The following is an 18604-nucleotide window of genomic DNA, read 5'->3' on the forward strand; positions in this document are numbered from 1 at the left end:
TCAAAGGGACCGGCAAAACTTTCAAAGGGACTTGCGCATTCGCATCGGGACAATGTTATTCTGGTTATCAAGAATCAGTTAACCGTAACTCATGTGACGCGTAAACGAGGGGCTGGCAGATCATGGCGGACAGGGTGTCTTCAAAGGAAATCACGAACCGTGATGACCAGAGCAATGACGCCGTCGATCTCGTCGAGATCACCGGGGTCATCAAGTGGTTCGACGTGGCCAAGGGGTTCGGCTTCATCGTGCCGGACAACGGCATGCAGGACGTTCTCCTGCACGTCACCTGCCTGCGGCGCGACGGCTACCAGACGGTTCTGGAGGGCACGCGCGTCGTCGCGCTGATCCAGAAGCGCGACCGCGGCTACCAGGCTTTCCGCATCCTTTCCATGGACCAGACGACGGCCGTGCATCCTTCGCAGATGCCGCCGGTCAAGACCCATGTGCAGGTCACCCCGTCGAGCGGGCTGGAGCGCGTGCTGGTCAAGTGGTTCAACCGCACCAAGGGTTTCGGTTTCCTGACGCGCGGCGAGGGCACGGAGGACATCTTCATCCATATGGAGACGCTGCGCCGCTTCGGCCTGACGGAGCTGCGCCCCGGCCAGGTCGTGCTCGTGCGCTTCGGCGACGGCGAGAAGGGCCTGATGGCGGCGGAGATCCATCCGGACATGCCGGTTCCCGGCAACAGGGCCCACTGATGGGCCTTTTCGCGCGGACGGCCGGTTTCGCGCGCCTTGCGAGCGCCGTCCTGGCGCTCTTCTTCTGTCTTTCCCTTACCGCCTTTGCGGCGGAGACGTTCGACACCCAGCCGCTGACGATCATCACCAGAGACGGCAAGCGCCATGCCTTCACCGTGGAGCTCGCCATCACGCCGCGCCAGCGCGAGCAGGGGCTGATGCATCGCCGCGAGATGGCGCCGGACCACGGCATGCTCTTCGCCTTCGGCGAGACGCGGCAGGTCTTCATGTGGATGAAGAACACCTACCTGCCGCTCGACATGCTGTTCATCGCCAGGGACGGCAAGGTGCGTGCGATCAAGGAGAACGCCGAGCCGCATTCCGAATCGATCATCGATTCGCAGGGGCCGATCGACTACGTGCTGGAGCTGAACGGCGGCACCGTGCGGCGCCTCGGCATCCGGGCCGGCAACCGCGTCGAGAACGAGCTGATGGATTCCCTGCGCAAGGCGAAATAGCCCGGCCATTTCCTGCGACAAGCGCTTGAAAACACCCATTTCCTGTTGCGGCAGCGGGCGGATGCGTGTATCTCCCCATCGCCGGGACGGACGGAGTGTAGCGCAGTCTGGTAGCGCATCTGGTTTGGGACCAGAGGGTCGGGAGTTCGAATCTCTCCACTCCGACCACGTCCGGCGGGCGTTTCGATGCCAAATGCGCGTCCGGTCATTCCCCCTTTACGGAATCCGGGTTATGCATTCTCGGACGCGCGCCGGCGGAACGGCGCGCCTTTATGCGAGAATTCTGGAGCCGCTTCGATGACCGCGAAGATCTATCGTCCCGCCAAGACCGCCATGCAATCGGGCAAGGCCAAGACCCATCTCTGGGTCCTTGAGTTCGATGCCGAGAAGCCGCGGACGATCGACCCGATCATGGGCTATACGAGCTCCGGCGACATGTACCAGCAGGTCAAGCTGACATTCAAGACCCGCGAGGAGGCCATCGCCTACGCGACGCGCAAGGGCATCGACTACCGCGTGATCGAACCCAAGGAAGCGACCCGCAAGCGCGTTGCCTATCCGGACAACTTCCGTTTCAACCGCATGCAGCCCTGGACCCATTGAGGTTTCGCTGGCCCTGCCAGCCCCGGCCCCTTAGCTCAGCTGGATAGAGCATCTGCCTTCTAAGCAGAATGTCGCAGGTTCGAGCCCTGCAGGGGTCGCCAGTCCTTCCGGAGCACTTCCGCTCTTCCCCGTAAAACGCTCTTTTCGTTTGTTCCGAACGTGGACTGCTCGGCCCGGTCGGCGCGAAGCTTCACAGAAGGAAGTCGCCCGCCTTCAGATGCTCGGTCGCGTCGAGCGCAATCGAAAAATCCGCCGTGCCGTCGCCGTCCACGTCGCCCTGGAGGATCGTGTCGCCGCTTTTTGTCGCGTAGCGCAATTCACCGGCCTTGCCGTGGAATTTCTCCGTGCCGATGAAGTCGAAGGCCTGGTCGCCCTTGACCGTCTTGTCAGCGTCGATGCCCTTTAGGTCGATCCGATCCCCTTCCTTCCGGCTGAAGTCGCGGATCGTGTCGCGCCCGCTCCTGGCGACGGTCGAATCGTGGAGGGACCGGAAGACGAAGGTGTCGGCCCCCGCGCCGCCATGGAGCCTGTCCGCATCGGGGCCGCCTTGCAGGCGGTCGTTGCCATCCTCCCCGTAGAGCCAGTCCCTGCCGAGGCCGCCCCTTATGCTGTCGTTCCCGCTGCCGCCCGCAAGCCGGTCGTCGAGGCCGCCGCCAACCATCCTGTCATGGCCGGCAAAGCCATAGAGGCGATCGGGGCCATATCCGCCGGTGATGACGTCGTTGCCTCTCAACGCCGTTTCCAGGACTTTCCAGTCGTCCGCCTTTCCTTTGGTTCTTGCCGCGTCGATCACCGCGGTCGCCGAAAACGCGGCGCCCTCAAGGGACAGGCCGAGTCTACCCGCGAAAAAGAGGCTGTAGCCCGTGAACGTCCCGCCGATGGGATAGTCGCTGGCATCATAATGCAGCCCGCGGCCGCGAAACAGGGTCGCGTTGCCGCCGCCATAGTCCACCTCGAAGCGCGTGCCGGTGGAGGACCGCACGAGCCCTTCGAAAAGGCCGCTCAGAGTGATGGCCCGCATGTCGATGCTGTGGAAAAGTCCGACCTTCACCTTTGCCATGGCCTGGCTCCCTCAACGGGTAACGGGACCGGTCCACCATCCGCCGGAGGTTCCCGTCGCCTTTCCCGGGGCACGCCTGCCGATATGCCGCGGTCGGCGTGTGATCCCCGGAGTGCCGATTATGGACGAAGGCCGGCGTCTTCCGCAAGGGCCGGGCTTCCATCAAGGCAAGGGTTTACGGAGCCCGGGCCGAGGCGGCCCGGCGACGCAAAAAGGCCGGGGCATCGCGAGATGCCCCGGCCTTGCTCGTGCTTCGGCAGCTCCTAGTGCAGGATCTGGCTGAGGAAGAGCTTCGTGCGCTCGTGCTGCGGGTTGTCGAAGAACTCGGCCGGCGAGTTCTGCTCGACGATCTGCCCCTGGTCCATGAAGATGACGCGGTTGGCGACCTGGCGGGCGAAGCCCATTTCGTGCGTCACGCACAGCATGGTCATGCCTTCCTCGGCGAGCGAGACCATGGTGTCGAGCACTTCCTTCACCATTTCCGGGTCGAGCGCCGAGGTCGGCTCGTCGAATAGCATGATCTTCGGCTTCATGCAGAGCGAACGGGCGATCGCCACGCGCTGCTGCTGGCCGCCGGAGAGCTGGCCGGGATACTTGTTCGCCTGTTCCGGGATCTTGACGCGCTTGAGGTAGTGCATCGCCACTTCCTCGGCGTCCTTCTTCGGCATCTTGCGCACCCAGATCGGGGCGAGCGTGCAGTTTTCCAGGATCGTCAGATGGGGGAAGAGGTTGAAGTGCTGGAACACCATGCCGACCTCGCGGCGCACCTCGTCGATCTTCTTCAGGTCGTTGGTCAGCTCGATGCCGTCGACGACGATCCTGCCCTTCTGGTGCTCCTCGAGACGGTTGATGCAGCGGATCATCGTCGACTTGCCGGAGCCCGACGGGCCGGCGATGACGATGCGCTCGCCCTTCATGACCTTGAGATTGATGTCGCGCAGAACGTGGAAATCGCCGTACCACTTGTTCATGTTGACGATCTCGACGGCGACGTCCGTCGCGGAGACCGTCATCTTTTGCGCCTGGGCCTGGTTTGCCATTGTTGTTGGTTCCTCTCAGTTATCTTGTGTGGCTCGTGTCGAGCCGGCGTTCCACGAAGGCCGAATAGCGCGACATGCCGAAGCAGAAAATCCAGAACACGAAGCCGGCGAAGATCAGGCCCGTCAGCGGCGTGACCGGCGTGATCCAGCCCGAATCCCCAAAACTCGCCTTCACGATGCCGAGCAGGTCGTACATCGAAATGATCGTGACGAGGGACGTATCCTTGAACATGCCGATGAAGGTGTTCACGATGCCCGGGATCACGAGTTTGATGGCCTGCGGAAGCACGACGAAGGTCATTTTGTGGAAGTAGTTTAGACCAAGGGCGTCGGCCGCTTCATATTGTCCTTTCGGAATGGCTTGAAGACCGCCGCGAATAACCTCCGCCATATAGGCGGATGCGAAGATCGATACGCCGATCAGCGCGCGCAGGAACTTGTCGATGTTGTTGCCGGGCTCGAGGAACAGCGGCAGGAGCACGCTTGCCATGAAGAGAACGGTGATCAGCGGCACGCCGCGGATCAGTTCGATGAAGACGATGCAGGCCGTCTTCATGATCGGCATCTGCGACCGTCTGCCGAGCGCAAGCAGGATGCCGGCGGGCAGCGACACGACGATGCCGACGAAGGAGATGATGAGCGTCACCATCAGCCCGCCCCACAGCGAGGTCTCCACGTGGCGCAGGCCGAACGTGCCGCCGAGCAGCAGGAAGAAGGAGACGATCGGGAAGACGATGAGCAGCAGGAGTGCGTTCAGCCCCTTGCGCGGCGCCTTCGGCATGAGGAACGGGATGAGCAGGCCGACGAACATGACGACGACGAGCAGCGGCCGCCACAGCTCGCCGCGCGGGTAGGAGCCGAACATGAACTGCACGAAGCGGTCGTTCACATAGGCCCAGCAGGCGCCGCTCCAGCCGGCGGGAAGCTGGCCGCCCTGATCGGTGGTGAGGCAGGCCGTCCGGTCCGCCCCGGTCCACACGGCCGAGACGAACAGCCAGTTGATCGCCGCCGGCAGGTACCAGACGATCGCCAGGATGGCGACGATCGTCATCGCGCTGTCGGTGACGGAGGCGAACAGGTTGCGGTGAAGCCAGGCGATGACCGAGCTGTCGGAGGCCGGCGGTTTTTCCGCTTCGATGAAGCGGTCGCGGACATAGGTAATGCTTTCAGCCATCTCAGCGCTCCACCAGGGCCATCTTGGCGTTGAACCAGTTCATGAACAGCGAGGTGATGAGGCTGATCGAGACGTAGATCAGCATCCAGATCGAGATGATCTCGATCGACTTGCCGGACTGGTTGAGGATGGTGCCGCCGACCGCGACGAGGTCGGCATAGCCGACGGCGACCGCGAGCGAGGAGTTCTTTATGAGGTTGAGATACTGCGAGGTGAGCGGCGGGATGATGATCCGGAGCGCCTGCGGCAGCACGACGAGACGGGTCGCCTGGCCGGGCCGAAGACCCAGCGCATAGGAGGCTTCCGACTGGCCCTTGGACACGCCGCGGATGCCGGCGCGCACGATCTCGGCGATGAACGAGGCCGTGTAGAGCGACAGCGCGAGATAAAGCGCCAGGAATTCCGGTCCGATGACCATGCCGCCGCGCATGTTGAACGAGCCCGGCACCGCGTAGTCGAACGTCAGGGGGCTGCCCATGACGAGGAAAACGAGGAACGGCAGCAGGAGGACCAGGCCGAGATTGACCCAGAGCACCGGCGGGCGCTGGCCCGTGGCGCGCTGGCGCGCATTGGCCCACACCGTGAACGCGATGGCCGCGACGACGCCGATCAAGAAGGCGATGAGCACCGTGCCGAAACCGTCGCCGAAGACCGGGGCCGGCATGTAGATGCCGCGGTTCGAGATGAAGAAGATGGCGTCCGGATTTTCCTCCAGGTGCTGGAAGATGGAGCGGATCGACGGCAGCAGCGCAAGAACGCCGAGATACCAGAAGAAGATGACGAGCAGCGGCGGAATGTTGCGGAAGATTTCCACATAGACCGTGCAGAGCCGCGCGATCAGCCAGTTGTGCGACAGGCGCCCGATGCCGACCAGAAGGCCGACGATCGTCGCCGTGACGATGCCGGCGGCGGCGACGACGAGCGTGTTGAGAAGACCGACCTGCAGCGCCCGGAAATAGGTCGAGTCGCTCGAATAGGCGATCAGACTCTGCGCGAGGTCGAAGCCGGCGCGGCTGTTCAGAAAGCCGAAGCCGGCCGTCATGTTGGCGCGCGCGAGATTCTGGACGACGTTGTTCCACGCATACCAGATGGCCGCGACGATCACGACGAGCGTCACGACCTGATAGACGATGCTTCTCAGTGCCGGATTGTAGAGAAGAGATACCTTCGGCGGTTCGCCGGACCCTGTTCGGGCATCCGCAAGAGCCATGCATTTCCCCTGACGTTGGTTCCGCCCTGTTTTCCGGGCGTTTGTTCAAAGGGGAGGGCGGTTATCCGCCCTCCCGGAAGGATCGCGCGACTGGCCGATCAGCGAACCGGCGGGGCGTACTGCAGGCCGCCGTTCGTCCACAGCCCGTTCAGGCCGCGGGCGATCTTGAGCGGGGAGCCCTCGCCGACATTGCGCTCGAAGGATTCGCCATAGTTGCCGACGGCTTTGATGATCTGCACGGCCCAGTCCTTCGGCAGGCCGAGATCGGCGCCGATCGTCGAATCAGCCTCTTCGCCGAGGAAGCGCTTGATATCCGGGTTGGCGGATGCCTTCATCTCCTCGACATTGGCCGTGGTGATGCCGAACTCCTCGGCGGCCACCATCGCATAGTGCGACCAGCTCACGATATCGAGCCAGCGCGAATCGTTCTGGCGGACGGCCGGGCCGAGCGGCTCCTTGGAGATGATTTCCGGCAGAACCATGTGGTCGTCCGCGTTGGCCATCTTCAGGCGGATCGAGTAGAGGCCCGAGGCATCGGTCGTGTAGGCGTCGCAACGGCCGGCATTGTAGGCGGCGTCCGCTTCGTCCTGCGCTTCGAAGACGACCGGCTTGAAGTCCATGTTGTTGGAACGGAAGTAGTCGGCGAGGTTGAGCTCGGTCGTCGTGCCGGACTGCACGCAGACGGAGGCGCCGGACAGTTCCAGCGCGGACTTCACGCCAAGTTCCTTCTTCACCATGAAGCCCTGGCCGTCATAGTAGTTCACGGCGCGGAAATCGAAGCCGAGCTGCGAATCGCGGCTGACGCTCCAGGTGGTGTTGCGGGCCAGAAGATCGATTTCGCCCGACTGCAGGGCCGGGAAGCGGTCCTTGGCCGAGAGCGGGGTGAATTTCACCTTGGTGGCATCGCCGAAGACGGCCGCGGCCACGGCCTTGCAGAGGTCGACGTCGAGACCCGCCCAGTTGCCCGACGAATCCTGCGCGCCGAAACCGGCGAGGTTCGAGCCGTTCACGCCGCACTGCACGAAGCCCTTGGCCTTCACGTCAGAGAGCGTGTCCGCCTGTGCTGCCGTTGCGCCAAGCCCCAGTACGGCAGCGCCGACGAGCGCCGTCACGATTGTTTTTGCCATTTTTTCACAACCTTTTTCTGTTGTCTTTGTTTTGTCCGCAGGTCCCGCACCCTTGTCGGGCGCGCCCATGGAACTCGCCACCCTCCCGGCGCGAGGTTGCTTATCTCATGCTCAAAATTTCACAGGGTCAAGTGAGCGCGGCCATTTTCCGGTCGGTAACCTAAATTTGTCGGCTCGTGACCGGATTTTGGGCGAAAGATCGGGGATTTGTGCAGTAAATCGCTCAAAAAATTCGCGTCTTTAACACTTGAAGCGCTTTGGGAGCCGGTATCGCGTCGCCGCATGGGGTTGACCTGCCGCCCCGCCTGTCCAAAAGTCGGCGCCACAAACCCCTCGCATCTTCTTCGGATCGATCATGAAAAACAGAGACGAAATCCTCGCCGGCGCCGGCGTGAACACCCGCCTTGCCCATGCCGGAAACGACCCGGCGGACTATCACGGTTTCGTCAATCCGCCCGTCGTGCATGCCTCGACCGTGCTCTTCCCGAATGCGGCGACGATGGAAAAGCGCGCCCAGAAATACACCTATGGCACGCGCGGCACGCCGACGACGGATGCGCTCTGCGCGGCCATCGACGAGTTGGAAGGTTCTGCCGGCACGATTCTCGTTCCCTCGGGCCTTGCCGCCGTCACGGTGCCGTTCCTCGCCTTCCTGTCGGCCGGTGACCATGCGCTCATCGTCGATTCGGTCTATCACCCGACCCGCCATTTCTGCGACACGATGCTGAAGCGCCTCGGCGTTTCGGTCGAATACTACGATCCGGCGATCGGCGCCGGCATCGAGGCGCTGATCCGGCCGAACACCCGGCTGGTGCACACCGAGGCGCCGGGCTCCAACACCTTCGAGATGCAGGACATCCCGGCGATCGCCGCTGCCGCCCACAAGCATGGCGCCGTGGTCAGCATGGACAATACCTGGGCGACGCCGCTCTATTTCCGCCCGCTGGATTTCGGCGTCGACATCTCCATCCACGCGGCGACGAAATATCCGGCCGGCCATTCCGACGTGCTGTTCGGCACCGTCTCGGCCAATGCCGCCCATTGGGAGCAGCTGCACGAGACGCAGATCACGCTCGGCACCTGCGCCTCGCCGGACGACGCCTACCAGGTGCTGCGCGGCCTGCGCACCATGGGGGTGCGGCTGGAGCGGCATCAGGAAAGCGCGCTGGAGCTGGCCCGCTGGCTGGAGGGCGTCGACGACGTGTCCCGCGTACTGCACCCGGCCTTGCCGAGCTTTCCCGGCCACGCGCTCTGGAAGCGCGACTTCAAGGGCGCGAGCGGCATCTTCTCCATCATCCTCAAGGGGGGGGCGCCGGAGCGCTACAAGGCGAAGGCGCATGCCTTCCTCGATGCGCTCGGCATTTTCGGCCTCGGTTATTCCTGGGGCGGCTTCGAGTGCCTTGCCGTGCATGTGGGCCTCGGCGACCGGCGCGTCGCCAAGGGGCCGGAGGAAGGCCCGGTGCTGCGTCTCCAGATCGGCCTTGAGGACGTGAAGGACATCAAGGCGGACATCGAGCGCGGGCTCGCGGCCGCGCGGGCGGTCTGACGCGGCCGGATGAGGGGCGGTGGATCGCCCCTCATCCGGCCTGCCGGCCATCTTCTTCCGGCTTGCGGCGATGAAGGGATGGATGAGCCCGTTTCCCCAAACAACAGGTTTCTGGATATGGGAAGGCGATGCTTCTTGCGCCTTCTCCCCGCCTGCGGGGAGAAGGTCGCGGCAGCGGGACGAGGGGCCTGATCAGTCCGGCGTGCGGTAGCCGTAGAGCCAGTCGAGATCGCCGGCGAGGTTTTCCGGGCCGCGCAGCGACAGGACGAGATCGCGGCCGAGCGCGACCGGACCGCGGGCGTGATAGGCGAAGCGGTTGAAGGCGCCGCGGCTGCGCACCCTGCCGACCCGTTCGCGGCGGGTCGTCTCGAACCGGCGGAGCGTCTGGCTCGTGCCGGAAGCCCGGGCGAGGTGGTTTGCCAGGAGCGCCGCATCCTCGATCGCCATGGCCGCGCCCTGGGCGGCGAAGGGCGTCATGGCATGCGCGGCATCGCCGATCAGCACGACCTTTCCCCCATCGGTCCAGGCCCCGTCGGGGCATTCGAAGAGCGGCCACATCAGCGGATCGCGCGCCTCGGCGAGCAGGCGGCGGAGATCGGCGTGCCAGCCGGAAAAGGCGTCGAGCAGGCGGCTGCGGGCGGCGGCATCGCCGCTGCGGGACCAGCCGGCCGCCGGTGCCTGCCCGTGCGCGTGGAGGGCGACGATGTTGAAGGCCTGCGCCCCGGCAAGCGGATAGGCGACGAGATGGGCGCGCGGGCCGAGGAAGGCCGTGACGGCGCGCGGATCAAGGACGGGCGGGGCGGCGGCGCAGGGCACGAGGAAACGCCAGGCGATCGTGCCGGAATAGCGCGCGGGCAGGGCGCCGGGCACGTCCTTGCGCAGCGCCGACCAGACGCCGTCGGCGGCGATCACCAGGTCGGCGGGCGCGGCGGCAAGGGCGGCCTCGACGGTGTCGATCCGCCGGCCGGTCGTCAGCGTGGCGAGCGGCTCCCGATGGACGGCCTCGAGCAGCACGGCCTGCAGCGCGGCGCGGGGCAGCACGCCGTAGGGCGCGCCCCAGCGTTTGCGTGCGAAAGCGCCGGCCGGGACCGAGGCGAGGGGAGCGAGGGTGCGGCCCGAGGACAGGAGAACATGGTCCGGCTCGCTCCAGCGCGCGCCGAGTGCCTCGAGAAGGCCGAGATCGGCGAGGATGCGCGAGGCGTTGGGCGAGAGCTGAAGGCCGGCGCCGACCTCTTCGAGCGCGGGGGCCTGCTCCAGGACATGGCAGGCGATACCCCTGCGGGCAAGCGCGAGGGCCGCCGTCAGGCCGGCAATGCCGGCGCCGACGATGGTTGCGGATCGTACCGAGGGCATCGGGGTGCCGGCCGCCCGGCCGCTACGCCGCGACCTGGTTGGTGAAGATGCAGCCGGCCGGGTCGGTCTGGCTGGCCTTGAGGGCCGGATTGTAGCGGTAGAGCGTCGAGCAGTAGGGGCAGACCTTCTCGTTGTCGTCGCCCATGTCGAGGAAGACGTGCGGATGGTCGTAGGGAACCGACGCGCCGACGCACATGAATTCCTTCACGCCGATCTCGATCGAGCGATGGCCGCCGTCGTTCTGGAAATGGGGAATGCTGTGGCCAGCCATGTCATGCTCCTGGGATGCCGTCTTTCTGGCGCGGACCATAGTCGCCTTCGTGGCAAATGTGTAGATGCAAAACCGCCGCGCCCCGGGAGATTTCCGCATGCCGGCCGTTTTCTCCGCGGGCAAAGGGCAGTAAGAGCAGGGGCATGCAAATGAAAGACGGCCTGCGATGAACCTCGATCCCCCGCCCTTTTCCCGTTTCACCCACCATGGCCTGGAGCTCGCCTTCTTCGATGCGGGCGATCCGTCCGGCCCGCCGGTGCTGCTGATCCACGGCTTTGCCTCCAGCGCCAACGTCAACTGGGTGTTTCCCGGCTGGCTGAAGACGCTGGGCGATGCGGGCTACCGCGTCATCGCGCTCGACAATCGCGGCCACGGCAGGAGCGCCAAGCCGCACGATCCCGCGCTCTACACGCCGCCGCTGATGGCCGGGGACGCCGCCGCGCTGCTCGATCACCTGGCGATCCCCGAAGCCCATGTCTTCGGCTATTCGATGGGCGCGCGCATCACCGCCTTCATGGCGCTCGCCCATCCGCACCGCGTGCGCTCCGTCGTCTTCGGCGGGCTCGGCATCGGCATGGTGGAAGGTGTCGGTGACTGGGACCCGATCGCCGATGCGCTGCTCGCGCCCTCGCTCGACGCGGTGACGCACGAGCGCGGCCGCATGTTCCGCGCCTTTGCCGACCAGACGAAATCCGACCGCCAGGCGCTCGCCGCCTGCATCATGACCTCGCGCGACCTGCTGACGGCGGCGGACATGGCGCGCATCGACGTGCCCGCGCTGATCGGCGTCGGGACGAAGGACGACATTGCAGGCGCGCCGCAGCCGCTCGCCGAGCTCATGCCGGATGCAAGGGCGCTCGACATTCCCGGCCGCGACCACATGCTGGCCGTCGGCGACAGGGTCTTCAAGCACGCGGTGCTGGAGTTCTATGCGGAAATCGACGGCCGCTGACACGCCGTTCGCGACAATGGCCGGCCGGCCATTTCGCAGCGACGCCAATTGCTCTATATATGGGCGGGAACGACGACAAGGAGTGCGGCGATGGTCGCGATGAACGAACTGAGGGCCGGCGACAAGCTCAAGGCCATGGATCCGATCTGGAACAGCCTGCGCGAGGAAGCGCGCGTCGCCGCCCAGGCCGAGCCGCTTCTGGCGGCCTTCCTCTATTCGACGGTGCTGAACCACCGCTCGCTCGAGGAAAGCGTGATCCACCGCGTCTGCGAGCGGCTCGACCATCCGGACCTGCAGGCCAACCTCCTGCACCAGATCTTCGACGAGATGCTGGAAGACTGGCCGGAATGGGGCGGCATCCTGCGCGTCGACATCCAGGCCGTCTACGACCGCGACCCCGCCTGCCTGCGGTTCCTCGATGCCGTGCTCTACTTCAAGGGGTTCCACGCCATCCAGACCCACCGCCTGGCGCACTGGCTGCACGACAAGGGCCGGCGCGACCTCGCGCTCTACCTGCAGAGTCGCTCCTCCAGCGTCTTCCAGACGGACATCAACCCGGCCGCGCGCATCGGCAAGGGCTTCTTCCTCGACCATGCGACGGGCCTCGTCGTCGGCGAGACGGCGGTCGTCGGCGACAATGTCTCGATCCTCCACAACGTCACGCTCGGCGGCACCGGCAAGGAGGGTGGCGACCGCCACCCGAAGATCGGCGACGGCGTGATGATCGGCGCCGGCGCGAAGATCCTCGGCAACATCCATATCGGCCATTGCTCGCGCATCGCTGCGGGCTCGGTCGTGCTCAAGCCGGTTCCGCCGAAATCGACGGTCGCCGGCGTGCCGGCCAAGGTCATCGGCGAGGCGGGCTGCAACGAGCCGTCGCGCGCCATGGACCAGCTTCTGGCGGCGTTCGACTACGATCTGTGAGCGGGAAAAGTCGCTTTCTCGCGGAATTCGTGGGTTTACAGGACCCGAAGCAGGTGCGAGAAGCGCGGCAAATCAACCGTTACGGAGACAGATCGTGAAGCCGGAAGAAATCAGGAAGCTCGAGGCCTACTTCAAGCGCAATCTCAACAAGGAGATCGTCGTGAAGGCCCGTCCGCGCAAGGATGAGTCCGCGGAAGTCTATCTCGGCGACGAGTTCCTGGGCGTGATCTTCCGCGACGACGAAGACGGGGAGCTCTCCTACAACTTCTCCATGGCGATCCTCGACATCGACCTGTGATCTGTCGATCATCGCACGGAATACAGGCCCGGCAGCCCTTGGCGCCGGGCCTTTTCGTTGCATGTTCGGTCGCTGGGTCATGGATCTTCGGGTCGAGCCCGGGGATGAGCAAGAGGAATGGTTGGGCAGAGAAGGCAACGAGGCCGCGTTCCGGTACCGCTCGATGGGCTGGTGACACCTGCATCCCCTCCGTCATCCTCGGGCTCGACCCGAGGATCCCGTTAGGCGCGGGAATGCGGTTGCGGGCCCTTTTCATTATAATTTTGCGACAAATAGGCTTTTGTCAGCCGCAATGATCATACCTATCGCGCAAGACCTTGCTTTCCCTGCGGAATATTGCATTGCAGCATCAACGTTGACTTTTTTGTGCATTGCATATAGATTTTGGGCAAATCACCGGGATCCAAAGGAGACTTCGATGTTCAATTTCGACGAGGCAAACAAGAAGGGCAAGGAAGCCGTGGACACGTTCGTCAAGAGCTATACGACCGCTGCCCAGGGCTGGCAGGCGATTGCCACCGAAACGGCCGACTATTCCAAGAAGTCCTTCGAAAACGGCCTCGCGCATTTTGAGAAGCTCTCGGGCGTCAAGAGCGTCGAAGCCGCTCTCGAGCTGCAGACCGCCTTCGTGAAGTCCTCCTATGAAGGTTTCGTCGCCGAGGCCACCAAGCTCAGCGAAATGTACGCCGATCTCGCCAAGGGCGCCTACAAGCCCTACGAAGCACCGGTTGCCAAGGCGACCGCCGCTGCCAAGGCTGCCGTCGCCGCCTGATCCTTTTAGAGTACCGCGTACGCGTATAGCGTTCATCGGCCGGCTGCGGACAACCGCAGCCGGCCTTTGCGCGTTCCGGGGATTGCGCGAGGCTGACGTAGCGGCAGCAAATTTCGCTATTTCCTTCGGATGACCCGCGATTATGATTGCAGTGCGAAGCGGGGGTCTTACAATCGTGGGCCGAGACATTAGATAACAGGTCCGAAGGCACCCTCGGATGAACGGTGCGCCACAGACAAGCGACCGGAAGCTAAAGGGCCCGCAGTCAAGGGAATGAACACGAAAATGGATGTGAGACGGGTTCGAATGCAGGATGGGGAAGGCGGCGGCGACACTCCCGGTCGCAGCACCTCCGTCATTACCCGCACGAAACCCAAGACCAAGAAGCCGAGCCTCTACCGCGTCCTGCTTCTCAATGATGATTATACGCCCATGGAGTTTGTGATCCACATCCTGGAACGTTTCTTCCAGAAGGACCGGGAAGCGGCGACGCGGATCATGCTGCATGTGCACAATCATGGCGTAGGCGAGTGTGGCGTGTTCACCTACGAGGTTGCCGAAACCAAAGTGACACAGGTGATGGATTTCTCCCGCCAGCACCAGCACCCGCTGCAATGTGTCATGGAAAAGAAATGAGGAACGAACGTGCCAACATTTTCTGCCAGCCTTGAAAAGGCCCTCCACCAGGCACTGACCTATGCGAACGAGCGCCATCACGAATATGCGACGCTCGAACACCTCCTGCTCGCCCTGATCGACGACGGCGATGCGGCCGCCGTGATGGGCGCCTGCAACGTCAATCTCGACGTTCTGCGCAAGACCGTCACCGACTATGTCGACCATGACCTCGCCAACCTGGTGACGGGCTACGAGGAGGATTCCAAGCCGACCTCCGGCTTCCAGCGCGTCATCCAGCGTGCGGTGATCCATGTCCAGTCCTCCGGCCGCGAGGAGGTGACCGGCGCCAACGTGCTCGTCGCGATCTTCGCCGAGCGCGAGAGCCATGCCGCCTATTTCCTGCAGGAGCAGGAGATGACGCGCTACGACGCCGTCAACTTCATCTCGCACGGCATCGGCAAGCGGCCGGGCGCGTCCGAGCAGCGCCAGGTGCGCGGCGCGGACGAGAGCGAGAACGAACAGAAGCAGACCCGCAACGGCAACGAGCAGGAGGAGCCCGCCAAGAAGCAGGACGCCCTGACGGCCTATTGCGTCAACCTCAACGAGAAGGCCAAGGGCGGCAAGATCGATCCGCTGATCGGCCGCCATGCCGAGGTCAATCGCACGATCCAGGTCCTGTGCCGCCGCTCCAAGAACAACCCGCTCTATGTGGGCGATCCCGGCGTCGGCAAGACGGCCATCGCCGAGGGCCTCGCCAAGCGCATCGTCGAGGGCAAGGTGCCCGAAGCGCTCGCCGACGCGACGATCTTCTCGCTCGACATGGGCACGCTGCTCGCCGGCACCCGCTATCGCGGCGACTTCGAGGAGCGCCTGAAGCAGGTCGTCAAGGAGCTGGAGGATTATCCGGGCGCCGTTCTCTTCATCGACGAGATCCATACGGTGATCGGCGCGGGCGCCACCTCCGGCGGCGCGATGGATGCCTCGAACCTCCTCAAGCCGGCGCTCTCCTCCGGCGCGATCCGCTGCATCGGCTCGACGACCTACAAGGAATACCGCCAGTTCTTCGAGAAGGACCGGGCGCTCGTCCGCCGATTCCAGAAGATCGACGTCAACGAGCCGACCATCGACGACACGATCGAGATCATGAAGGGGCTGAAGCCCTATTTCGAGGAGTATCACAAGCTCCGCTATTCCAACGAGGCGATCAAGACGGCGGTGGAGCTGTCGGCGCGCTACATCAACGACCGCAAGCTGCCGGACAAGGCGATCGACGTGATCGACGAGACCGGCGCGGCCCAGATGCTGCTGCCCGCCGGAAAACGCCGCAAGCTGATTACCGAGAAGGAGATCGAGGCGACGATCGCCACCATGGCCCGCATTCCGCCGAAGACCGTGTCGAAGGACGACGAGCAGGTGCTCGCCAACCTCGACAAGGAGCTGCGCTCGGTCGTCTACGGCCAGGACCTCGCCATCGAGGCGCTGTCGTCGGCGATCAAGCTGTCGCGGGCGGGCCTTCGCGAACCGAACAAGCCGATCGGCTGCTACCTGTTCTCCGGCCCCACCGGCGTCGGCAAGACGGAAGTCGCCAAGCAGCTTGCATCGTCGCTCGGCGTGGAACTCCTGCGCTTCGACATGTCGGAATACATGGAGCGGCACACGGTCTCGCGCCTGCTCGGGGCACCTCCCGGCTATGTCGGTTTCGACCAGGGCGGCCTCCTGACCGACGGCGTCGACCAGCATCCGCATTGCGTGCTCTTGCTCGACGAGATCGAGAAGGCGCATCCGGACCTCTACAACATCCTGTTGCAGGTCATGGATCACGGCTCGCTGACCGACCATAACGGCAAGAAGATCGACTTCCGCAATGTCATCCTTATCATGACGACCAATGCGGGCGCCTCCGACATGGCCAAGGCCGCCATCGGCTTCGGCTCGTCGAAGCGCGAGGGCGAGGACATGGAGGCGATCAACCGCCTGTTCACGCCGGAATTCCGCAACCGCCTCGATGCGATCATCCCGTTCGGCTCGCTGCCGACGCCGGTCATCCACCAGGTCGTGCAGAAGTTCGTCATGCAGCTGGAAACCCAGCTCGCCGAGCGCAACGTCACCTTCGATCTCCAGCCCGAGGCGATCTCGTGGCTGGCGGAGAAGGGCTACGACGAGAAGATGGGCGCGCGTCCTTTGGCGCGCGTCATCCAGGAGAACATCAAGAAGAAGCTCGCCGACGAGATCCTCTTCGGCAAGCTGAAGAAGGGCGGCGTCGTGCGCGTCTCCGTCGGCGTGAAGGAGGACGGCTCGAAGGGCCTGATCCTCGACGCCGTGCCGGAAACCGCGCCGATCAAGCCGAAGGCCGAGGTCGAGGAGGCAGCCGCCAAGAAGGCCAAGCCCCGCAAGCCGAAGGAGACCGTCGCCGCCGAGGCCGCGCCCGCCAAGGCCCGCGCTTCGAAGAAGGCGGTGGAGGCCAAGACCGAGGAGCCGAAGGACGAGCCGCCACGCAAGTCGTCCGGCGCCGTTCCCAAGGTGCCGCGCAAAAAGTGACGGCTTTACAAATCGCATGGGCCGGGCAGGAAACTGCCCGGCCCATATTGTTGAAGAAATGGCGCAAGCCTTTCCTCCGTCATGGTCGGGCTTGACCCGACCATCCACGCCCCGCCCGCGGTTGTGGATCCTCGGCTCGGGGCCGAGGATGACGACAGAGGGTGGGCGCGGTTTGCGATCGTATGGGACCGGCCTGGCAGGGTAGCCGTCCGGCTTTGTTTTCCTGCAAGAGAATTGAATGACCGCCCCGCCAGAACCCCAATCCCAGAGCCACTGGTTCCTCCTCGGCATGCGCGGCATCTTCAGCCTGCCGGCGATCATCCTGATGCTGTCCTTCGTGGGGTTCGCCGCCTTCACGGCGGAGGCGAAGGTGCCGGTCGAGCAGGTGATGTTCATGACCGGCATGGTCTGGGCGCTGCCGGCCAAGGTGATTCTCGTCGGCTCCATGCTGTCGGGCGCGCATATCGCGACGGCGTTCCTCGCGGTCACGCTGTCCTCGGTGCGCATGATGCCGATGGTGGCGGCGCTCATCCCGGAAATCCGTGACCGCCGCACACCGACCTGGCTGCTGCTGATCGTCTCGCATTTCGTCGCCATCACCGCCTGGGTCTTCGCGATGGAGAAGGTGCGGGACGTGCCGCGCGGCGGCCGCGTCGCCTTCTTCGCCGGTTTCGGCGTGACGCTGACGCTCACCAATATCGTGCTCGTCGGCCTCGTCTATGGCGCGGTCTCGGAGTTCCCGCCGATCGTTTCCGGCTGCCTGTTCTTCCTGACGCCGGTCTATTTCCTCACCTCGATCTGGATTTCCGCGCGCCACCGGGTGATCTACTGGGCGCTCGGCATCGGGCTCGCGCTCGGCACCATCTTCGCGGTGGTCGCGCCCGAATACGATATCCTGCTGGCCGGCGTCGTCGGCGGCACCGCGGCCTGGTGGGGCGAGCGCGCGCTGCGCCGCCGGGAGGCCGCGCGATGAGCTTCGACGGTCTCTGGCCCTATATCTACATCGCCATCGCCGGCTGGCTGGCGACGGATCTCTGGCGCTGGGCGGGCGTCGTCGCCGGCAACCGCATCGACGAACGGTCCGAGGTCCTGAACTGGGTGAGGGCGGTGGCGACGGCGCTGGTGGCGGCGGTCATCGCCAAGCTGATCGTCTTCCCGACCGGCACGCTGGAGGCCTCGCCCCTCTGGCTGCGGCTCGGGGCCGTCGCGTTCGGCGGTCTCTGCTTCTTCATCGGCGGCCGCTTCCGCCAGATCGCCGGCATCGCCGCGGCCATCGCGTTCCTTGCCGCGGGGCTTGCCTTGCTGGGTGTTTGAAACGGGCGATTCCGTGTGGGATTTGCCCCTCACCCTAACCCTCTCCCCGCGTGCGGGGAGAGGGGACTTACCCCACGAACGGGACTTGTTTGAGGAAACCGGCGCGGCATATCCCTTCTCCCCGTTCACGGGGAGAAGGTGGCCGGCAGGCCGGATGAGGGGCCGTGGCGGATATGTCAGCCCTTCAGCGCCTTGCGCAGCTTCTCCGCATTGGCGGCAAGCACGCCCTGGTCCTCCATCGTGCCGGAATGGGGCTTCAGCGGCTGGCCCTCGACGCGCGGGATGACGTGGAAATGCAGGTGATAGACGGTCTGGCCGGCGGCCGGTTCGTTGAACTGCATGACGGTGACGCCGTCGGCCTCGAACGCCTCCTTGGCGGCGGCCGCAACCTTCTGCACCACCGGCAGCAGGCGCGACAGCGTCTGCGGGGCGGCGTCGAGGATGTTGCGCGACGGCGTCTTGGGGATGACGAGCGTGTGCCCGTTCGCCTGCGGCATCACGTCCATGAAGGCGACCGCGTCGTCGTCCTCGTAGACGCGGTGCGCCGGGATCTCGCCGCGCAGGATCTTCGCGAAGATGTTGTTCGTGTCGTAGGCGGTCATGCTC

20 protein-coding genes and 2 tRNA genes are annotated in these 18604 nt (G+C 64.6%); 14 read left to right on the plus strand and 8 right to left on the minus strand.

Annotated elements, in window-relative coordinates; genetic code table 11:
- Positions 1-122: 122 nt before the first annotated feature.
- From AABF56_RS06880 to AABF56_RS06900, 5 genes are all read left to right on the plus strand, one after another.
- The gene (locus AABF56_RS06880; RefSeq protein WP_272805383.1) at positions 123-701 is read left to right on the plus strand and encodes a cold-shock protein; all 579 of its coding nucleotides are present in this window, start codon (positions 123-125) and stop codon (positions 699-701) included.
- Positions 701-1198 carry a DUF192 domain-containing protein gene (locus AABF56_RS06885; protein WP_272805384.1) on the plus strand — a complete coding sequence of 166 codons (498 nt, stop codon included), beginning with the start codon at positions 701-703 and terminating at the stop codon, positions 1196-1198. Before AABF56_RS06880 ends, AABF56_RS06885 begins: the two co-directional genes overlap by 1 nt.
- Before the next feature lie 91 nt (positions 1199-1289).
- Positions 1290-1366 (plus strand) — tRNA-Pro (locus AABF56_RS06890).
- 129 nt (positions 1367-1495) lie between these two features.
- Complete coding sequence (locus AABF56_RS06895; RefSeq protein WP_272805385.1) at positions 1496-1801, plus strand: ETC complex I subunit; 306 nt, start codon at positions 1496-1498, stop codon at positions 1799-1801.
- Between the two features lie 24 nt (positions 1802-1825).
- Positions 1826-1902 (plus strand) — tRNA-Arg (locus AABF56_RS06900).
- Positions 1903-1991: 89 nt separating this feature from the next.
- Here AABF56_RS06900 and AABF56_RS06905 read toward each other — a convergent pair.
- The 5 genes from AABF56_RS06905 to AABF56_RS06925 all read right to left on the minus strand — a co-directional run bounded on the left by AABF56_RS06905 (position 1992) and on the right by AABF56_RS06925 (position 7412).
- Positions 1992-2861: a calcium-binding protein gene (locus tag AABF56_RS06905; RefSeq protein ID WP_272805386.1), complete on the minus strand. Its 870-nt coding sequence runs from the start codon at positions 2859-2861 to the stop codon at positions 1992-1994.
- Between the two features lie 263 nt (positions 2862-3124).
- Positions 3125-3901 carry an amino acid ABC transporter ATP-binding protein gene (locus tag AABF56_RS06910; RefSeq protein WP_244765584.1) on the minus strand — a complete coding sequence of 259 codons (777 nt, stop codon included), beginning with the start codon at positions 3899-3901 and terminating at the stop codon, positions 3125-3127.
- Positions 3902-3920: 19 nt separating this feature from the next.
- Positions 3921-5075 carry an amino acid ABC transporter permease gene (locus tag AABF56_RS06915; protein WP_272805387.1) on the minus strand — a complete coding sequence of 385 codons (1155 nt, stop codon included), beginning with the start codon at positions 5073-5075 and terminating at the stop codon, positions 3921-3923.
- A 1-nt stretch (position 5076) separates the two neighbouring features.
- Positions 5077-6285: an amino acid ABC transporter permease gene (locus AABF56_RS06920; RefSeq protein WP_272805388.1), complete on the minus strand. Its 1209-nt coding sequence runs from the start codon at positions 6283-6285 to the stop codon at positions 5077-5079.
- A gap of 98 nt (positions 6286-6383) precedes the next feature.
- The gene (locus AABF56_RS06925) at positions 6384-7412 is read right to left on the minus strand and encodes an amino acid ABC transporter substrate-binding protein (RefSeq protein WP_244765581.1); all 1029 of its coding nucleotides are present in this window, start codon (positions 7410-7412) and stop codon (positions 6384-6386) included.
- Between the two features lie 355 nt (positions 7413-7767).
- Between AABF56_RS06925 and AABF56_RS06930 the strand changes: the two genes are divergently transcribed.
- Positions 7768-8958 (plus strand): cystathionine beta-lyase, encoded by a 1191-nt coding sequence (locus AABF56_RS06930; RefSeq protein ID WP_272805389.1) that lies wholly within the window; start codon positions 7768-7770, stop codon positions 8956-8958.
- A gap of 192 nt (positions 8959-9150) precedes the next feature.
- Here AABF56_RS06930 and AABF56_RS06935 read toward each other — a convergent pair whose 3' ends face one another.
- Complete coding sequence (locus AABF56_RS06935; protein WP_272805390.1) at positions 9151-10311, minus strand: FAD-dependent monooxygenase; 1161 nt, start codon at positions 10309-10311, stop codon at positions 9151-9153.
- Between the two features lie 22 nt (positions 10312-10333).
- Positions 10334-10582, minus strand: coding sequence for a zinc-finger domain-containing protein (locus AABF56_RS06940; protein WP_244765578.1), 249 nt, complete (start codon positions 10580-10582; stop codon positions 10334-10336).
- Between the two features lie 166 nt (positions 10583-10748).
- Between AABF56_RS06940 and AABF56_RS06945 the strand changes: the two genes are divergently transcribed.
- The 8 genes from AABF56_RS06945 (at position 10749) to AABF56_RS06980 (ending at position 17998) form a co-directional block, all read left to right on the plus strand.
- Positions 10749-11534, plus strand: a complete 786-nt coding sequence (locus tag AABF56_RS06945; protein WP_272805391.1) for an alpha/beta fold hydrolase — start codon at positions 10749-10751, stop codon at positions 11532-11534.
- A 90-nt stretch (positions 11535-11624) separates the two neighbouring features.
- A complete protein-coding gene (gene cysE, locus AABF56_RS06950; protein WP_272805392.1) occupies positions 11625-12458 on the plus strand; it encodes a serine O-acetyltransferase in 834 nt (277 codons plus the stop codon).
- A gap of 94 nt (positions 12459-12552) precedes the next feature.
- A complete protein-coding gene (locus tag AABF56_RS06955; protein WP_064330164.1) occupies positions 12553-12756 on the plus strand; it encodes a DUF3126 family protein in 204 nt (67 codons plus the stop codon).
- Positions 12757-13174: 418 nt separating this feature from the next.
- Entirely contained in the window at positions 13175-13528 is a 354-nt protein-coding gene (locus tag AABF56_RS06960) for a phasin family protein (RefSeq protein WP_244765575.1), read from the plus strand.
- 285 nt (positions 13529-13813) lie between these two features.
- Entirely contained in the window at positions 13814-14164 is a 351-nt protein-coding gene (gene clpS / locus AABF56_RS06965) for an ATP-dependent Clp protease adapter ClpS (RefSeq protein ID WP_037408383.1), read from the plus strand.
- A gap of 9 nt (positions 14165-14173) precedes the next feature.
- Entirely contained in the window at positions 14174-16684 is a 2511-nt protein-coding gene (gene clpA / locus AABF56_RS06970) for an ATP-dependent Clp protease ATP-binding subunit ClpA (protein ID WP_272805393.1), read from the plus strand.
- A 238-nt stretch (positions 16685-16922) separates the two neighbouring features.
- Positions 16923-17657 carry an AzlC family ABC transporter permease gene (locus AABF56_RS06975; protein ID WP_272805394.1) on the plus strand — a complete coding sequence of 245 codons (735 nt, stop codon included), beginning with the start codon at positions 16923-16925 and terminating at the stop codon, positions 17655-17657.
- Positions 17654-17998 carry an AzlD domain-containing protein gene (locus AABF56_RS06980; RefSeq protein ID WP_244765572.1) on the plus strand — a complete coding sequence of 115 codons (345 nt, stop codon included), beginning with the start codon at positions 17654-17656 and terminating at the stop codon, positions 17996-17998. Before AABF56_RS06975 ends, AABF56_RS06980 begins: the two co-directional genes overlap by 4 nt.
- A gap of 176 nt (positions 17999-18174) precedes the next feature.
- On the opposite strand, the gene AABF56_RS06985 is transcribed toward AABF56_RS06980, so the two are convergent.
- Positions 18175-18600 (minus strand): HIT family protein, encoded by a 426-nt coding sequence (locus AABF56_RS06985; RefSeq protein ID WP_133036824.1) that lies wholly within the window; start codon positions 18598-18600, stop codon positions 18175-18177.
- Between the last annotated feature and the right edge of the window lie 4 nt (positions 18601-18604).

Source organism: Shinella sp. WSC3-e (assembly GCF_945994535.1).
In the GTDB taxonomy this organism is placed as follows: Bacteria; Pseudomonadota; Alphaproteobacteria; order Rhizobiales; family Rhizobiaceae; genus Shinella; species Shinella yambaruensis.